The organism is Rhodococcus tukisamuensis NBRC 100609 (genome assembly GCF_001894985.1).
Lineage (GTDB): Bacteria > Actinomycetota > Actinomycetes > Mycobacteriales > Mycobacteriaceae > Rhodococcus_G > Rhodococcus_G tukisamuensis.
Map to the genome: position 1 here is coordinate 73,619 of NZ_BCXG01000007.1, position 16,229 is coordinate 89,847.

Sequence of the window (16,229 nt, forward strand, 5' to 3'; positions counted from 1 at the left end):
GCCCGGTCAACCCGCAGCGAGCACCCGTTGGCTCAGGGTCGCAAGGGTTGCCGCGATGCCCTCCCGGACCGCGACATCAGTGATGATCCCGCCTTCGTCGATCATCGCGGGCGTCACCGGCAGGTGGACGCACGCCTCCTCCACGATCGCGGCACCGGTGTAGGTGAGCACCAGCCGTAGAGACGCATGGGCATCGGCCGCACCCGTCGCGTTGGCGGAGACGTTGATCCACGCGGTGGGCTTGTCACAGATCTCTACGCCGCCCACGGTCCAGTCGAGCAGATTCTTGAACGACCCGGGCAGGGCCCCCGCGTACTCGGGAGTACAGATCAGCAGTGCACCCGCACAGTCGATCTGTCGGCGTAGGTCGACGACCGCCTGCGGCAACGGATCTTGGTCGTCGTCCGGATTGAAGTGCGGTAGGGCCCCCATCGCTTCGTATGCCACGCCGCGGAAGCCGGCGGGGACGAGGGTGTCGGCAGTGCGCAGCAGAGCCGAGTTGCTCGACTTGCCGCGCAGGCTTCCCGATATGAGCAGGATGTCGGACATTGTGTTCACTCCTCCTGGTTGCATGCACCCAACGCGGCAGGCAGGCCGCTCCGACGAAGCATCGTCTACGGCGTTCTCTCTACCAGCGTCGCGTCCTCCTGTGGCCGGCCCAGGTGCGTCCGGGGATTGCCGCCACGCCACTCTGTCGGCGCCAACCCGTATCGTGCTGGGCCAGGTACATATTCGAGGAGTGGCGGAAGACCATGATCGGCGAAGGGGCACCGTGACGGAACTGCCGAGCGTGCGGCCCGTGATCGAATCCGTGCCGGCGACCGCGGCGGTTGCCGCCGTCCCGGCCGAGGCAGCGGCGGCGATGCACCGGCTGCGGGTCGAGTCCGTCTCCCCCAATACCCGGGCCGCTCAGATGAGTGACTGGACGATTTTCACCCGGTGGTGCGAACGCGTCGATCGGGCACCGCTGCCGGCGTCCCCCGACGTCGTCGGGTGGTTCCTGACGGAGAAGTCGTCGGAGGTACGGCCGGACGGGCGGGCCGCCTACGCGCCGGCGACCATGACGCGGTGGGTCGCGTCGATCAACAAGATTCACTCCCTGGCCGGGCATCCGAAACCGGGGCAGTCGTCCGCGGTGCGCGAGATCCTCCGCGGCATCGCCCGTACCCGGGCCACCCCGCCGGTCCGGCGCGAGCCGCTGCTGACCGACGACGTGCGCGCCATGATCGAGTCCATGCGCGCGCGGTCGGCGGCCGGTTCGTGGGCCGACCGCGCCGCCGAGCGCCGGGACGCGGCGCTGTTGCTGATCGGACTCACCGGCGCGATGCGCCGATCGGAACTGGCCTCGCTCGCGGTCTCCGACGTCGCCCCGCACCGCGCCGACGGACTGTACGTGACGATCCGCCGGTCGAAGACCGACCAGGCGGCGGCCGGCCGAACGGTCACCCTCCCCTACGGGACCGCGCCGATAACCTGCCCGGTGTGCGCGTACTGGCGGTGGCGTGAGGTCCTGGACGCCTGGGACCGCGACGGCAAACCGGCCGTGAGCCGACTGCTCGCCGAGCCCGAGTCCGGGCCGCTCGAGCATCGCTGCCGAGGCATGCTCGGACGTCCCGAGCCGACGGTCCGTTCGCTGTTCCGGCCCGTGCATCGCACCGGCGCACTGGGAGCCGGTGCGCTGTCGGGACAGGCAGTTGCCTCGATGATCCAGCGCCGTGCCGCGGCGGCGGGATACTCGGAGGAGTTCGTCGCCCGGCTCGGCGGGCACAGCCTCCGAGCGGGATTCGTCACCCAGGCCGTCCGGAACGACGCGAGCGCCGAGCAGATCATGACGCAGAGCGGGCACACCGACCAGCGGATGATCGCGATCTACTCGCGCCAGCACGCGGGTCTGCACGGCAACGCCGTCACCGCGCTCGGCCTCTAGCCGGAGGCCTGGCGCACCGAGCGTCGTCGGGACTACTGACGGACCGTTCCTCGGCCCCGAGAATCTCGCGACCTGGGGATCGAGCACTGGGGATCTCGAGCGCGGGGATCTCAGTCCTCGGGGCTGAGCGGAAGCTCCGCCAGCACCCGCCAGCTGCCGTCCGGTTGCCGCGCGGTGTCGAGGGTGCCGCGCAGCACCGCGACCCGTTCGCGCATACCGAGCAGCCCGTTGCCGGACCCCTGGGTGAACAGGCTGGTGCCCCGGCCGTTGTCGGTGATCTCGACCAGCACGTCCTCCTCCCGGCGGCGCACCCGCACGACCGCCCGCGGTGAGGGCCCGGCGTGCCGGAGCACGTTGGTCAGCGACTCCTGCACGATCCGGTGGATGCCCAGGCTCAGTGCCGGGCTGATCTCGTCCAGGTCGCCGGTCTGCTCGAGTTCGACGGTCAGTCCGGCCTGCCGCATCATCTCGACCACCTTCGCCACGCCCGCGGTGCCGTGCTGCGGCATCTCGGCGGGCGTCTGCTCGGTGCGCAGCAGCGCGACCGTGCGGCGCAGCTCGGCCAGCGCCTGGCGGCCGGTGCCCGCGATGTTGCCGAGCGCCTTCTCCACGGCGTCGGGGTTGCGGCGCAACGCGTACGACGCCCCGTCCGCCTGCACCACCATCACGCTCACCGCATGTGCAACCACGTCGTGCAGTTCCCGGGCGATCCGCGTGCGCTCGCCGGCCACCGCCTCCTCGGCCCTCCGGTCCCGCTCGGCCTCGACCACCGCCAGCCGGGACGCCACCGCCTCGTCGTAGAGCCGCCGAGCGCCGAGAAACTCGGCGAGAATCCAGGACAACGCGTAGATCAGCGCGACGAAGAGCAGGTCGGACGGTCCGTTGTCCAGCAGGATGCCGGACAACACGGCGTCGGCGGCCAACCCCACCAGGTAGAACGCGGCGGGGCGGCGGCCCACGTACGCGACCAGGGTGTACAGCGCCACCGGCAGGCCCAGCAATGCGAAGTGGTTCTCCGCGTCGTCCCCGATCAGGTCGCTGACCAGGGTCGTGAACATCGACGCGGCGAGGATCGCCACCGCCGCGAGGACCGGGTAGCGCCGGCGGAAGGCGATCGGCACCGAAAGGATCACGCTCAGCAGCAGGAACAGCCACGGCACCTGACTGCCCGGCGCGCCCAGACAGTCCAGCACGAAGAGCACCGCGGCCAGCATCGAGTCGGCGATGAACGGCTTGCCGCGCAGCCACAGACTGAACCTCCGCATCCCGTCAGCCTAGGAGGTCCGGGCACGAGTCCGTCCCACCCATTGCCTTGCCCGGCCGAGCGGAGGACCGTGAAGGACGAGGGATTGCCCCGTCGGCGCCGCCGGGCGCCGACCCCGAGGAGAAGGGTGCCGGTCGTGTACGCACGCTCTACCACCATCCATGCGCAGCCGTCGTTCATCGACGTCGGAATCAAGCACATACGCGACGTCGTGATGCCGACGCTCGCGGACATCGAGGGCTGCTGCGGCCTGTCGTTGCTGGTCGACCACGAAACCGGTCGGTGCATCGCCACCAGTTCCTGGATGGACGACGAGTCCCTCCGGGCGAGTGAGGGGCCGGTCCTGCAACTGCGCGACCGGGCCGCCGAGATCTTCCACGGCACCACCTCTGTGTCGCGGTGGGAGATCGCCGTCCTGCACCGCGACCACCGGTCCAGCCCGGGGGCCTGCGTCCGCGCCGCGTGGCTCGCGGTCGAACCGGGCCGGATCGACCGCGCCCTCGACCTCTACAAGTTGTCGATCCTGCCCGCGCTGGAGGAACTCGACGGGTTCTGCAGTGCCAGCCTGATGGTCGACCACGCCGCCGGCCGCGCGGTGTCGTCGGTGACGTTCGACAGCTTCGAGGCGATGGACCGCAATCGAGACCAGGCGATGACCCTCCGGGCCGCGGGCACCAGTGAGGCGGGCGCGGACGTGCTCGAGGTGTGCGAGTTCGAGCTGGCGATCGCCCATCTGCACGTACCCGAGATGGCCTGAGGCGGCGCGGCGGCCGCCGGTTCGGCCCGGCGGCTGACCGGTAGCGTGTTCGGCTGTGACCGTGACACGCGATGTCGACCCCGACTTCCTGGCCCTGCCCCTGCGCACCCTGGCCGACGCGGCGCTGTCCGCGGCCCGGGCCGCCGGCGCCGAACACGCCGACCTGCGGGTGCACCGCCTGCGCACCCAGTCGATCCGGCTGCGTGACGGCGCGGTCCAGTCGGTGGTCGACGGCGACGAGCTCGGCCTGGCGGTACGGGTGGTGGTGGACGGCACCTGGGGTTTCGCCTCGCACGCCGAACTCACCGCCGAGTCCGCGGCACGCACCGCGGGCCGGGCCGTCGAGGTGGCACGCGCACTGCGGGCGCTGAACCGCGAACGGGTGGAGCTGGCGCCGGAACCGGTGTACCGCGACGCCACCTGGGTCTCCGGGTACACCCTCGATCCCTTCGCCGTGCCGACCGCGCAGAAGGTGGACCTGCTCGGCGACTACTCGGGCCGGCTGGCCGCCGCCGACGGCGTCGACCACGTCACCGCCGGTGTGCTGCAGGTCAAGGAGCAGACCTTCTACGCGGACCTGGCCGGTTCGACGCTCACCCAGCAGCGGGTGCGGCTGCACCCCGAGCTGGAGGCGACCGCCGTCGACGCGTCGGCGGGCAGCTTCGAGACCATGCGCACCCTGGCCCCGCCGGTCGGCCGCGGCTGGGAGTACCTCGAGGCCTCCGCGGACGGGGCCTGGGACTGGGACACCGAGCTGGCCCGGATCCCGGAGTGGCTGGCGGAGAAGACGAAGGCGCCGTCCGTCACCGCGGGACCCACCGACCTGGTGATCGACCCCAGCAACCTCTGGCTGACCATCCACGAGTCAATCGGGCACGCAACGGAGTACGACCGCGCGATCGGCTACGAGGCGGCCTACGCGGGCACCTCGTTCGCCACCCCGGACAAGCTCGGCACCCTCGAGTACGGGACGCCGATCATGCACGTCACCGCGGACCGCACCGAGCCGCACGGACTGGCCAGCATCGGGTACGACGACGACGGGGTGTCCGCGCAGCGCTGGGACCTGGTCCGCGACGGCACCCTGGTGGGCTACCAGCTGGACCGGGTGTTCGCCCCCCGGCTCGGACTGCCGCGCTCCAACGGCTGCTCCTACGCCGACTCACCGCACCACGTGCCGATCCAGCGGATGGCGAACGTCTCGCTGCAGCCGGACCCGGACCGCGACACCAGCACCGCGGACCTGATCTCCCGCGTCGAGAACGGCATCTACGTCGTCGGCGACAAGTCCTGGTCGATCGACATGCAGCGCTACAACTTCCAGTTCACCGGGCAACGGTTCTACCGAATCCGTGACGGCCGACTGGACGGGCAACTGCGGGACGTGGCCTACCAGGCCACCACCACCGACTTCTGGGGATCGATGGAGGCCGTCGGCGGCCCGTCGACCTGGCGCCTCGGCGGCGCCTTCAACTGCGGCAAGGCGCAGCCGGGCCAGGTCGCGGCCGTCAGCCACGGTTGCCCCTCGGCGCTGTTCCGCGGCGTCAACGTACTCAACACACGGGTGGAGGGTGGGCAGTGACAATTGATGCAGCCGGAGGCCGATCGGTGATCGCCGCGCAGGACCTGGTCGAGCAGGTGCTCGCCCTGTCCGAGGCCGACGAGGCGATGGTCATCGTGACCGACGCCAGCGAGGCCGCGTTGCGCTGGGCGGGCAACTCGATGACCACCAACGGTGTCTCGGATTCGAGGACCTGGACGGTGATCTCGATCGTCCGCGACGACGCGGGCGCGCGGGTCGGCACGGTGAGCTCGAGCAGCGTCGACCCGTCGCAGGTCGCGGAGGTGGTGCGGGCCAGCGAGGCCGCCGCCCGGGCCGCGCGGCCGGCCGAGGACGCGATGGACCTGGTGCCGGCGGGCGCCCCCGACCCGGGGTGGCACGACGGCCCGGCGGCCACCGGCATCGACGTCTTCGCCGGGGTGGCCGCCGATCTCGCGGACGGCTTCGACGGCGCCGACCGGCTGTACGGGTTCGCGCACCACCAGCTCCACAGCACCTGGCTCGGCACCTCCACCGGCGTGCGACGCCGGTTCACCCAGCCGACCGGCTCGGTGGAGATCAACGGCAAGCGTGGCGATGCCAGCGCCTGGGTCGGCGCCGGGAGCACCGACTTCCGGGACGTGTCGGTGCAAACCCTGCTGGCGCAGTTGGAGACCCGGCTCGGCTGGGCGGACACCACGGTGGAGCTGCCGGCCGGCCGCTACGAGACGTTGCTGCCGCCGTCCGCGGTCGCGGACCTGATGATCTACCTGATGTGGACGATGGAGGGTCGCGGCGCCGAGGAGGGCCACACCGCCCTCTCCCGGGCCGGCGGGACGCGCGTCGGCGAGCGGCTGACCGACCTGCCGTTGACCCTGTTCTCCGACCCGCGCTCCCCCGGACTCGAGTACGCACCGTTCGTGTCCGCGGCGACGTCGAGCGAGACCGTCTCTCTCTTCGACAACGGGATGGACGTCGGCCGCGTCGACTGGGTCCGCGGGGGCGCGGTGGGCGCGCTGGCGTACCCGCGGCACGCGGCCCGCGAGTTCGGCGCCCCCGTCGCGGTGCCGGGCGAGAACCTGCTGCTGACCGGCGGCAGCGGCGCCGACCTCGACGACATGGTGGCCCGCACCGAACGCGGCCTGCTGCTGACCACGCTCTGGTACATCCGCGAGGTGGACCCGACGAGCCTGCTGCTGACCGGTCTCACCCGGGACGGGGTCTACCTGGTCGAGGACGGCCGGGTCACCGGCGCCGTCAACAACTTCCGCTTCAACGAGAGCCCGCTGGACCTGCTGCGCCGGGTCAGCGAGGCGGGCGCCACCGCGCCGGCGCTGCCCCGGGAGTGGAAGGACTGGTTCACCCGCACCGCGATGCCGCCGCTGCGGATCCCGGACTTCCACATGTCCTCGGTCAGTCAGGCCCAGTGATGGCCGACCCGACGACACCCCTCGACCCGGCCGCCCGCTGCCCCTGCCTCAGCGGCGAGACCTACGGCGGCTGCTGCGGACGCTTCCACGGCGGGCAGGCCGACGCCCCGACCGCCGAGCAGTTGATGCGCTCGCGGTACGCGGCCTTCGCCGTGGGCGACGCGGCCTACCTGCTGCGCACCTGGCACCCGAGCACCCGGCCCCGCCGGCTCGACCTGGACCCGGACCAGCGCTGGACACGACTGGACGTGCTGGGCACCTCGGGCGGCGGACTGCTCGACACCGAGGGCGCCGTCGAGTTCGTCGCGCACTACGTCGTCGAGGGGCACCGGGACTCGCTGCGCGAGCACAGCAGGTTCGTCCGGGTGGACGGGCGCTGGAGCTACCTGGACGCGATCGGCTGAACCGACTCTCACAAAGTCCTTAATCGGCCGTAACGGAACCACAAACTCCGGACTCTAGTCTTTTGGTACGAGCTCATCCGGGATTCGAATCCTGTTGGAGAGCAACATATCTCAAGAGTCCAGGAGGAGTCATGTCGGACATTCGGATGACGAGCTGGGACCGGCGGTGCGTCACCGCCACGACCGCGGAGCTGCGGACGCGGGGACTGGTCGCGATTCTCGCGGCCGACGAGAACTGTCGCGAGGTGATCGTCACCGAGCCCGGCCGCGCATGGATGGCCTCCGTCCTGCCGGGCGGGAGCCCGGACGAGGGTGCCGACGTCCTCCTCTTCTCTGCCGATCCGGCGGAACAGTGGACGGACGAATATCTTCAGTGGGCGGACTCGGTGGAGTCCATGCTGGCGCCGCGACCCCTCGCGGCCTGAGAGCGCGTTCGGCTTGGACGCTGCAAGATGAGGGAGTGGTTGCGGTTCAGAAGGTGTTGATCGTCGACGACGACGCGGATGTCCTGACCGCGCTCCGGCGCGGGCTGGAACTCTCGGACTTCGCGGTGTTCACCGCCGCGGACGGAGCGGCCGCGCTCCGGGCCGTCGGCGCGCACGATCCGGACCTGGTGGTGCTGGACCTCAACCTGCCCCTGCTCGACGGGGTGGGCGTGGTCACCGCGCTGCGCGCCATGCGCAACGACGTCCCGGTGTGCGTGCTCAGTGCGCGCAGCGAGGTCGATGACCGGATCGCGGGGCTCGAGGCGGGTGCGGACGACTACATGGTCAAACCGTTCGAGTTCGGCGAACTGGTCGCGCGGATCCGCGCACTGCTGCGCCGCCGGCCGGAGCCGGAGCCGGAGAACGCCCCGGCCGAGCAGACGGTCCGCGTGGGCCCGGTCGGAGTCGACCTGCTCGGCCGCCGGGCCGACGTCGGCGGCACCGAGGTGCACCTGACCAAGCGGGAGTTCGACCTGCTCGCGGTGCTGGCCGAGAACCGCGGGACGGTGCTCAGCCGCGACCAGTTGCTGCGGTCGGTGTGGGGGTACGACTTCGAGACCGAGACCAACGTGGTGGACGTGTTCGTCAGCTACCTGCGACGCAAGCTGGAGATCGACGGCGCGCCGCGGGTGCTGCACACCGTGCGCGGCGTCGGTTTCGTGCTCCGGGACCGATGAGCGCCCGACGGCGACCGGTGTCGCTGCGGCTGCGGGTGACGGCCGCGGCCGCGCTCGGCACCGCGCTGGTCGTGCTGCTGCTCGGCGGCGTCGCCTGGGTGGGCATCGAACGCCAGGTCAACGCCCAACTCGACGGCAAGCTCGACTCGGTCACCCAGGTGACCGCGGCCAACCTGACCAGCCTGCGGGTCCTGCAGGGTCCGTTGCCGCTGCCGCCGGAGTACGCGGGAACGCTGCGTGCGGGCGAACTCACGCTCTCCACGACCGACGCCGAGCTGCCCAAGTTCGCCGAGGGCTGGGACACCGCGACGGTCGACGGGACGCGGTACCGGGTGCGGACGGTCGAGGTGCTCAGTGGCCTCGGTGCCACCATCTCGGTCGGCGCGCCGACCGCACCGGTGCAGGCTGCCATCACCAGCCTGCACCGGTGGACGATCGGGATCGGCCTGGGCGCGGTGGTCGTGGCGGCCGCGCTGGGCTGGTTGTTCGCCGGGGTCGCGATCGCACCGCTACGCCGGCTGGCCGAGCAGACGCGCCGACTGGGCCTCGACCCCACGGCGCCGCCGCCTCGCGTGTCGGGGGCCATCGAGGCCGAGGAGCTGGCCGCGGCGCTGCGGACACTGCTCGACGCCAATGCGGCCGAACGGGCCCGGACCGCGTCGGCGCTGGCGACGGCCCGCGACTTCGCCGCGGCGTCCGCCCACGAGCTGCGCACCCCACTGACGGCGATGCGGACGAACCTCGAGGTGGCCACGACGCTGGACCTGCCGGCGGCCACCCGCGCGGAGGTCCTCTCCGACGCGCTGCGCACCGAACGGCGGGTCGAGGCCACCCTCCACGCGCTGGAGAGGCTGGCGGCGGGGGAACTGTCGTCCGAGGCGGACTTCGTGCCGGTCGACCTGTCCGAGCTGCTCGACCGGGCCGCCCACGACGCGGTCCGAACCCATCGCGGGGTGGACATCCGCCTGGACGCGCCGCCCACGCTGGTGATCACCGGGCTCCCGGCCGGGTTGCGGCTGGCGGTCGACAACGCCGTCTCCAACGCCGTCCGGCACGGCCGGGCCGGGGTGATCGAGATCGCGGCGCGCGAGTGGCAGGACGCGGTGGTCGTCACGGTGACCGACGACGGCGCCGGCATCCCCGCCGACGAGCGCGAGGCCGTGTTCGAGCGATTCCGGCGCGGCGCGGGTGCGGCGCCGGACGGATCGGGACTCGGGTTGGCGTTGATCCGCCAACAGGCCGAGCTGCACGGCGGCGCCGCCTGGTTCGAGGACAGCCCCCTCGGCGGCGTCCGCCTGGTACTGCGGCTGCCTCGCACCCCCACCCCCGGACCTGACGGGACGGAACCGGCGGCGTCCTCGGTGTAGCGTCCGAACTGGGTGCCCCGCACGGGGCGTCCGTCATCGAGGTGACGGCAGTGGACTGGTTTGCCGCGGACGACTACTCGCTGGGGCGGCTGCTCTTCAAGGAGGGGCTCGCCGTCCTCTACCTCGTCGCATTCGTCTCCGCGGTCCGCCAGTTCCGGGCGCTGATCGGCACGGACGGCATGCTGCCGGTCCCCGAGTTCCTGCGCACGTCGTCGTTCCGTCGACATCCCAGCCTCTTCCAGTGGCACTACTCGGACCGGTACTTCGCGGCGGTCGCCTGGACGGGGGCCGGGCTGGCCGCGGTCACCGCGGCCGGGCTGACGGACCGCTTGCCGGCAGCGGTGTGCGCACTGGTGTGGCTGGCGATGTGGCTGCTCTACCTCTCGATCGTGAACGTCGGCCAGCTCTGGTACGGGTTCGGCTGGGAGTCGCTGCTGCTCGAGGCGGGTTTCCTCGCGGTATTCCTCGGCAACGCCGACACCGCGCCGCCGCTGCTGATCCTGTTGGCACTCCGATGGCTGCTCTTCCGGCTCGAGTTCGGGGCCGGACTGATCAAGATCCGCGGCGACCCCTGCTGGCGCAACCTGACGTGCCTGTACTACCACCACGAGACGCAGCCGATGCCCGGGCCGCTGAGCTGGTACTTCCACCGGCTTCCGCGTCCGCTGCACCGAGTGGAGGTGGCGGGCAACCACTTCACCCAGCTGGTGGTGCCGTTCGGGCTGTTCGCCCCGCAGCCGGTGGCCGGCGTCGCCGCCACGATCATGATCGTCACCCAGCTGTGGCTGGTGGTCAGCGGCAACTTCGCATGGCTGAACTGGGCGGCGATCGTGCTGGCCGTTTCCGTGCTGCCGGACTCGGTCCTCGGCCGGGTGCTGCCGGTGCCGCACGGCGCGGGCGCGACGCCGGCCGTGTTCGTGGGCGCGGTGCTGGCGGCGACCGCACTGGTGGTGGTGCTCAGCTACTGGCCGGTGCGAAACCTGTTCGCGCACCGGCAGTTGATGAACGCGTCGTTCAACCCCTGGCACCTGGTCAACACCTACGGCGCGTTCGGCCACGTGACCAAGCGGCGCTACGAGGTGATCGTCGAGGGCACCGTCGACACGCGCGTGGACGACTACACCGTGTGGCAGGAGTACGAGTTCCGCGGCAAACCCGGCGACGTGCACCGTCGGCCACGGCAGTTCGCCCCGTACCACCTGCGGCTGGACTGGCTGATGTGGTTCGCCGCGATCTCGCCCGGCTACGCCGGGTCGTGGTTCGTGCCGTTCGTGGCGAGGCTGCTCCGCAACGACCCGGCGACGGTGAAGCTGCTCCGGCACAACCCGTTTGCGCAGTCGCCGCCGACGTTCGTGCGGGCACGGCTGTACCTGTACCGGTTCACCACCCTGTCTGAGCGCAAGGAATCCGGCGCGTGGTGGGTTCGCGAGGACATCGACGAGTTCCTGCGGCCGGTGCGCCGGCGGGAGGTCGCCGGGCTGTGACGGCGGCGCGGCCGCGTCGAGCCACTAGGCTGGGAGCCGTGTCTGCGGGAGAGTCGTCGGGTGTTCGTCTCGACAGTTGGGTGTGGGCCGTGCGCCTGTTCAAGACCAGGTCGCTGGCGGCCGCGGCCTGCCGCTCCGGTCACGTGCGGGTCAACGGCGTGTCGATGAAGCCCGCCTACTCGGTGCGCGTCGGCGACGAGGTCCGGGTCCGGGCCGGCGGCGTCGAGCGGGTGGTCGAGGTGGTCCGGCTGGTGAAGAAGCGGGTCGGGGCGGCCGAGGCCGTGCTGTGCCTGATCGACCGCACTCCCCCGCCCCCGCCGCGGGAGGTGCTGCTGGCGGTGCCGCAGCGCGACCGCGGCACCGGTAGGCCCACGAAACGTGAACGGCGCGAACTGGACCGACTGCACGGGTTCAACGAGGACTGAGGTTCCGCGGTTCAGAACAATCGTCCAATTCAACCTCTGACACCGCCTTCGGCGTGGCATGCTTCGCTCCGCGCTGTACTCCAATCCGGGAGCGCAGTAAATCTGTGAGGTGGCTTGATGGGTGCAGGGGTAGCGCGGATGACGTCGACTGGGCGGATCCGCCGCGGGATCGGGATCGGTGCTGCGATGGGGCTCGCGGTGGCCGGCACGGCCCTGTCGGGCGGCGCGGGCGTGGCCGGTGCCGAAAGTACGGTCGTGGGATGCCAGCAGGCGGGCCCGCTCGCGACCTGCACGTTCCAGGCCGCCGGGGAATTCGCATTTGAGGTCCCGAAGGGCGTCACCACGATGACCGTGACCGCGACGGGTGCGGGCGGCCAGGACGGCCTCGGTGCGGGCGGACTCGGCGGCAAGGTGACCGGCGACATCACGGTCACCCCGGGAACGAAGATCTACTTCCTCGTCGGTCAGGGCGGCGGTTCGGGCGCATCGGCCGGCGGCGGGCTGTCCGGCGTGTCCACCCAGTCGGTCAAGGCAGACGCGACCAAGGGCTACCAGTCGCTCCTGATCGCGGCACCCGGCGGAGGCGGAGCGGGAACCCTCACCAACGGCGGCAATCCCGGCGTCGCCGGGGCAGGTGCGGCGGGCGGCAAGGCCGGCACCAAGGTCGCGGGCGGCGCGGGCGGCACCGGAACCCCGGACGGCCAGGCGGGTGCGCAGGGCACTGGCGGTGCCGGTATCGGTGGCGGCGGCGGTGCCGGCTACTTCGGCGGCGGCGGCGGTGCCGAGGGCGGTGCCGGTGGCGGCGGCTCGTACCTGATCCCCGTCGGCGGAACCGACAAGCTGGCCGAGAAGGGTGCCCGGCCGCAGGTGTACGTGCAGTTCTACTCGTGGGTTCCGATCACGCTTCCCGGACTCGACGACATCCCCGGACTCGGTGGCGGCGGCCTGGGCGACCTGATCCCCGGCCTCGGCAGCCTGGGCGACCTCGGAAGCTCGTAGCTCGGCAGCTGGACACACAGCGGTACCAGTACACATCTCGAGGCCCGCACCGGCAGCCAGCCGGGGCGGGCCTCGGTCATGTCCCGAGTACTAGGACAATCGTCCAATTCGGGCCTGGCTCCCCATCCGACATGGCATGCTTCGCATCGCGCTGTACCCGTCCCGGGAACGCAGGTGATTCGGTGAGGTGGATTCGATGAGTGTTCGAGTGACACAGGCAAAGTCGACCGGGCGGGTCCGTCGCGGGTTCGGTATCGCAGCCGTATTGGGGCTCGCGGTGGCCGGTTCGGCCCTGTCGGGCGGTGCAGGCGTCGCTGGAGCGGCCGACACCTACGCCGAATGCACAATGTCGGGCAAGCTCACCACCTGCGGTTACGCGGGCAGCACCAAGGAGCAGGTGCTGGTCGTGCCTGCCACGGTCAACTCGATGCGGGTCACGGCGATCGGCGGTACCGGTAACGGCGCGGAGGCCGGCCCGGGCGGACTCGGCGGCAAGGTTGACGCCGACCTGCCGGTGACCCCGGGTTCGAAGCTCTACCTGCGAGTCGGGGTCGACGGCGGAACCGGCATCAGCCGCGGCGGCGGCTACACGAGCATCTCGACCGTCTCCTTCGAGGCCGACCCGGTCGGGGCCCTGAACTCGCGGATCCTCGTCGCCCCCGGCGGCGGCGGTGGCACCACCGGGAAGCCCGGCGGAAACGCGGCCACCTCGGCACCGGGTGCGGGCGGCGGGCAGGCCGGCACCGCCACCGCGGGCGGCAAGGGCACCGCGGACTCCCAGGACGGCGCCCTCGGCGCCGGCGGCGAGGGCACCGGCGGTGGTGGCGGCGGCGGTCTGTACGGCGGCGGCGGCGGCACGGACGCCGGCGGCGGCGGATCGTTCCTGGTCCCCGCGGGCGGCACGCAGAGCCTCGCGGATGCGGGCACGCAGGCGTCGGTGCACCTCACCTTCGCCCTGACGCCGGCCTGCGGTTCGGTGTGCGACTTCCTCGGATCCGGGTCGTCGACCGGGTCGACGATCGGTTCCCTCAACGACCTGTTCTCCGGTTCTTCCGACACGGGTTCCCTGGGCAGCTAGTACCCCACCGGAGGCGCAAGGGAACTGCGGAATTCCTGCGGACTCGAGCCGCGCACCCGCTTGAACGCCGCGCTGAGTGCGAAAGGGCTGCCGTACCCGACCTTTCGCGCGACGGCACCGATCGTGGTGCCGGGTTCGCGCAGCAGATCCGCAGCCAGCGCGAGTCGCCACCCGGTCAGGTAGGTCATCGGCGGTTCACCGACCAGTTCGGTGAACCGCCGGGCCAGCGCCGCCCGGGACATCCCGGTCTCGGCCGCGAGCGCCGCCACCGTCCACCGGTGTGCGGGTTTGTCCTGCAGCAGTCGCAGCGCGCGGCCGACCACCGGATCGCCCTGTGCCCGGTACCAGGCCGGCGCCGCCGACTCCGGGCGGGAGAACCAGGCGCGCAGCACGGTGACCAGCAGCAGGTCCAGAAGTCGGTCCAGCATCACCTCCTGCCCCGGTTCCTCCCTGAGCATCTCCTCGCCCAGCAACGGCAGCAGCGGACAGTCCCACTCGTCGGCCCGCAGGATCAGCAGGCGCGGGAGCGCGCGCAGCAACCGGTCGCCGACAGCGGCGCCCGCCCCGTAGGTCCCCGTGATCATCACCGTCGAACCGTCTGGACTGTTTCCCCAGGTACGTACGCCGAGGGTCATTGCCTCGCTCAGCGATTCGCCGTCCGGCGTGGTGCAGACCTGGCCCGGGTGGATGACCGCCTGCGGCGCGGTGGCCGGGTCGTCCGCGACGGTGTACGCGTCGGGCCCGCAGACCACCGCGACGTCCCCGGGGCGCATCGACACCGGTGCCGCGCCGTCGTGACACACCCACGCCGAGCCGCTGACCAGCACCACCAATGTCAGCGGCGCGCGATCCTGCACTCGTAGCGACCACGGCGGTTCGAGGACCGAGCGGAGCAGGAACGCGCCGTGCGCCCTCGGTCCGTCCAGCAGCCCACCGAGCGCATCCATGCCCGCCAGGCTAGACGATCAAACATGACTTTGCGTCTTCTGGCTATGGATCGTCTCGCGCTGTGCGGGTTGACTCGACCCATGGACACAAACGGGATCTGGACGGCAACGCGGGGCGGCACGCTGGTGACCGCCGTCGTTCTCATGGGGCTGATGGCGGGGTTGTTCTACGCCTTCGCGGTGTCGGTGATGCCGGGCCTGGGCGCCGCCGACGACCGAACCTTCGTGGAGTCGATGCAGCGAATCAACGTCGCCATCCTCAACGGCTGGTTCGGCGTCGCCTTCGGCGGGGCACTGGTCTTCACCGTCGCCGCGTTGCTCACCCACCTCGGCCGGCCTGCGATGCCGTGGATCGTCGCCGCGCTGGTGCTCTACGTGGCGGTGCTGGCCGTCACCATCGGGATCAACGTGCCGATGAACGACAGGCTGGCCGCGGCGGGTTCCCCCGACCGGATCGGGGACCTGGCGGCGGTGCGATCGCAGTTCGAGGCGTCGTGGGTGCGCTGGAACATCGTCCGGGCGTTCGCCTCGACCGGGGCGTTGGCGTGCCTCGCACTCGCGCAGTGGGCGGTCGGAACGCCCGAGTGAGCTCCGCCTCCCCGGTGCCGAGGGGGCACCGGGGAGGCGGGATGCGCAGGTGTCAGCCGACCTTCGCGATCAGGTCGGCGCGCTGGCGGGCACCGAGCCCGGCGACCCGCCGGGTCTCCGGGATGCCGATGGACTCGACGATGTCACGGGCCTTGACCTTGCCGACCTTGGGCAGCGACTCGAGCAGGTACAGCACCTTCGTCTTCCCGACGAGGTCGTCCGAGTCCGCCTTGTCCAGGATGTCGACGAAGGTGAGCTTCCCGGACTTCAGGTTCTCCCGCATCTCGGAGCGGGCCTTGCGGGACGCGGCGGCCTTCTCCAGTGCCGCGGCGCGCTGTTCGGGGGTCAGGGTGGGCAGTGCCATGGTTGGACCTCTTCTCTCGGAGTTCCCTACCTGGCCCAGGCTAGAACGCGATCGGCCGCGAATGCCCGCACCCGGCGTCCGCGTGTCGGATCCGCCTCTCCCGCCCGTTCAGTCCGTGGTGATCGCCAGGCCGACGGTGCCGGAGCGGCCGCGGCGGAGCAGGCTGCCCTTGATCGTCAGCCAACCCAACACGCCGTAGCGCCGGGCGATCACCTCTCGGGCATGCTCGGTGCCGGCGTCGTCGAGCACCACCGCGGTGGCCTCGACCGGCTCCCCCTTCGGGTTCCCACGCACGTCGCAGGCGCCGACCGTCACCCGCGGGTTCCGCCGGATCCGCTTGACCTTGTACGAGTCGGTGACCGTCCACATCAGCAGACGGTCACCGTCGGGGGCCGCCCACAGCGCCGTCGCGACCGCCGACCCGTCCTTGCGGAAGGTGGTCAGGAGGACGTACTTGGCGGCACCGATCTCGCTCAGCGTGGGGCTCATGCCC

Annotated in this window: 18 protein-coding genes; 13 read left to right on the forward strand and 5 right to left on the reverse strand. The window is 71.5% G+C overall.

Going from position 1 to position 16,229, the window contains the following annotated elements; translation table 11 throughout:
• Nucleotides 1–6 precede the first annotated feature (6 nt).
• Entirely contained in the window at nt 7–549 is a 543-nt protein-coding gene (locus RT2_RS10110; RefSeq protein WP_217635594.1) for an NADPH-dependent FMN reductase, read from the reverse strand.
• Nucleotides 550–799: 250 nt separating this feature from the next.
• Here RT2_RS10110 and RT2_RS10115 point away from each other — a divergent pair, with 250 nt between their 5' ends.
• Nucleotides 800–1,927, forward strand: a complete 1,128-nt coding sequence (locus RT2_RS10115; RefSeq protein ID WP_245709265.1) for a site-specific integrase — start codon at nt 800–802, stop codon at nt 1,925–1,927.
• A 110-nt stretch (nt 1,928–2,037) separates the two neighbouring features.
• Here RT2_RS10115 and RT2_RS10120 read toward each other — a convergent pair whose 3' ends face one another.
• Nucleotides 2,038–3,192 carry a sensor histidine kinase gene (locus RT2_RS10120; RefSeq protein WP_072844668.1) on the reverse strand — a complete coding sequence of 385 codons (1,155 nt, stop codon included), beginning with the start codon at nt 3,190–3,192 and terminating at the stop codon, nt 2,038–2,040.
• A gap of 126 nt (nt 3,193–3,318) precedes the next feature.
• Here RT2_RS10120 and RT2_RS10125 point away from each other — a divergent pair, with 126 nt between their 5' ends.
• The 11 genes from RT2_RS10125 (at nt 3,319) to RT2_RS25830 (ending at nt 13,837) form a co-directional block, all read left to right on the forward strand.
• On the forward strand, nt 3,319–3,948 hold the full coding sequence (locus RT2_RS10125) for a hypothetical protein (protein ID WP_072844669.1): 630 nt from the start codon (nt 3,319–3,321) through the stop codon (nt 3,946–3,948).
• A gap of 55 nt (nt 3,949–4,003) precedes the next feature.
• Nucleotides 4,004–5,530: a TldD/PmbA family protein gene (locus RT2_RS10130; protein ID WP_072844670.1), complete on the forward strand. Its 1,527-nt coding sequence runs from the start codon at nt 4,004–4,006 to the stop codon at nt 5,528–5,530.
• A gap of 26 nt (nt 5,531–5,556) precedes the next feature.
• Nucleotides 5,557–6,918 (forward strand): metallopeptidase TldD-related protein, encoded by a 1,362-nt coding sequence (locus RT2_RS10135; RefSeq protein ID WP_072844671.1) that lies wholly within the window; start codon nt 5,557–5,559, stop codon nt 6,916–6,918.
• On the forward strand, nt 6,918–7,322 hold the full coding sequence (locus tag RT2_RS10140) for a YchJ family protein (RefSeq protein WP_072844672.1): 405 nt from the start codon (nt 6,918–6,920) through the stop codon (nt 7,320–7,322). Before RT2_RS10135 ends, RT2_RS10140 begins: the two co-directional genes overlap by 1 nt.
• Nucleotides 7,323–7,453: 131 nt before the next feature.
• The gene (locus RT2_RS26365; RefSeq protein ID WP_072844673.1) at nt 7,454–7,747 is read left to right on the forward strand and encodes a hypothetical protein; all 294 of its coding nucleotides are present in this window, start codon (nt 7,454–7,456) and stop codon (nt 7,745–7,747) included.
• The gene (locus RT2_RS10150) at nt 7,744–8,484 is read left to right on the forward strand and encodes a response regulator transcription factor (RefSeq protein ID WP_371851156.1); all 741 of its coding nucleotides are present in this window, start codon (nt 7,744–7,746) and stop codon (nt 8,482–8,484) included. Before RT2_RS26365 ends, RT2_RS10150 begins: the two co-directional genes overlap by 4 nt.
• Nucleotides 8,481–9,851, forward strand: a complete 1,371-nt coding sequence (locus RT2_RS10155; protein ID WP_072844674.1) for a sensor histidine kinase — start codon at nt 8,481–8,483, stop codon at nt 9,849–9,851. Before RT2_RS10150 ends, RT2_RS10155 begins: the two co-directional genes overlap by 4 nt.
• 50 nt (nt 9,852–9,901) lie before the next feature.
• Nucleotides 9,902–11,335: a lipase maturation factor family protein gene (locus RT2_RS10160; protein ID WP_072844675.1), complete on the forward strand. Its 1,434-nt coding sequence runs from the start codon at nt 9,902–9,904 to the stop codon at nt 11,333–11,335.
• 38 nt (nt 11,336–11,373) lie between these two features.
• A complete protein-coding gene (locus RT2_RS10165) occupies nt 11,374–11,760 on the forward strand; it encodes an RNA-binding S4 domain-containing protein (protein ID WP_371851152.1) in 387 nt (128 codons plus the stop codon).
• Between the two features lie 117 nt (nt 11,761–11,877).
• The gene (locus tag RT2_RS25825; RefSeq protein WP_169888275.1) at nt 11,878–12,759 is read left to right on the forward strand and encodes a hypothetical protein; all 882 of its coding nucleotides are present in this window, start codon (nt 11,878–11,880) and stop codon (nt 12,757–12,759) included.
• A 196-nt stretch (nt 12,760–12,955) separates the two neighbouring features.
• A complete protein-coding gene (locus RT2_RS25830) occupies nt 12,956–13,837 on the forward strand; it encodes a hypothetical protein (protein ID WP_169888278.1) in 882 nt (293 codons plus the stop codon).
• Here RT2_RS25830 and RT2_RS10180 read toward each other — a convergent pair.
• Entirely contained in the window at nt 13,834–14,784 is a 951-nt protein-coding gene (locus RT2_RS10180; protein ID WP_072844678.1) for an AraC family transcriptional regulator, read from the reverse strand. The genes RT2_RS25830 and RT2_RS10180 overlap by 4 nt on opposite strands.
• Before the next feature lie 81 nt (nt 14,785–14,865).
• Between RT2_RS10180 and RT2_RS10185 the strand changes: the two genes are divergently transcribed.
• Nucleotides 14,866–15,372, forward strand: coding sequence for an anthrone oxygenase family protein (locus RT2_RS10185; protein ID WP_072844679.1), 507 nt, complete (start codon nt 14,866–14,868; stop codon nt 15,370–15,372).
• A 52-nt stretch (nt 15,373–15,424) separates the two neighbouring features.
• Here RT2_RS10185 and mihF read toward each other — a convergent pair whose 3' ends face one another.
• Together mihF and RT2_RS10195 are read right to left on the reverse strand one after the other, a co-directional pair.
• Entirely contained in the window at nt 15,425–15,736 is a 312-nt protein-coding gene (gene mihF / locus RT2_RS10190) for an integration host factor, actinobacterial type (protein ID WP_072844680.1), read from the reverse strand.
• A 108-nt stretch (nt 15,737–15,844) separates the two neighbouring features.
• Nucleotides 15,845–16,225 (reverse strand): PPOX class F420-dependent oxidoreductase, encoded by a 381-nt coding sequence (locus RT2_RS10195; protein ID WP_072844681.1) that lies wholly within the window; start codon nt 16,223–16,225, stop codon nt 15,845–15,847.
• Between the last annotated feature and the right edge of the window lie 4 nt (nt 16,226–16,229).

Coding starts and splice junctions, on each gene's coding strand:
- RT2_RS25830 (WP_169888278.1), top strand. CDS start 12,956: ATGAGTGTTCGAGTGACACAGGCAAAGTCGACCGGGCGGGTCCGTCGC.
- RT2_RS26365 (WP_072844673.1), top strand. CDS start 7,454: ATGTCGGACATTCGGATGACGAGCTGGGACCGGCGGTGCGTCACCGCC.
- mihF (WP_072844680.1), bottom strand. CDS start 15,736: ATGGCACTGCCCACCCTGACCCCCGAACAGCGCGCCGCGGCACTGGAG.
- RT2_RS10140 (WP_072844672.1), top strand. CDS start 6,918: ATGGCCGACCCGACGACACCCCTCGACCCGGCCGCCCGCTGCCCCTGC.
- RT2_RS10120 (WP_072844668.1), bottom strand. CDS start 3,192: ATGCGGAGGTTCAGTCTGTGGCTGCGCGGCAAGCCGTTCATCGCCGAC.
- RT2_RS10110 (WP_217635594.1), bottom strand. CDS start 549: ATGTCCGACATCCTGCTCATATCGGGAAGCCTGCGCGGCAAGTCGAGC.
- RT2_RS10185 (WP_072844679.1), top strand. CDS start 14,866: ATGGACACAAACGGGATCTGGACGGCAACGCGGGGCGGCACGCTGGTG.
- RT2_RS10155 (WP_072844674.1), top strand. CDS start 8,481: ATGAGCGCCCGACGGCGACCGGTGTCGCTGCGGCTGCGGGTGACGGCC.
- RT2_RS10180 (WP_072844678.1), bottom strand. CDS start 14,784: ATGGATGCGCTCGGTGGGCTGCTGGACGGACCGAGGGCGCACGGCGCG.
- RT2_RS10195 (WP_072844681.1), bottom strand. CDS start 16,225: ATGAGCCCCACGCTGAGCGAGATCGGTGCCGCCAAGTACGTCCTCCTG.
- RT2_RS25825 (WP_169888275.1), top strand. CDS start 11,878: ATGGGTGCAGGGGTAGCGCGGATGACGTCGACTGGGCGGATCCGCCGC.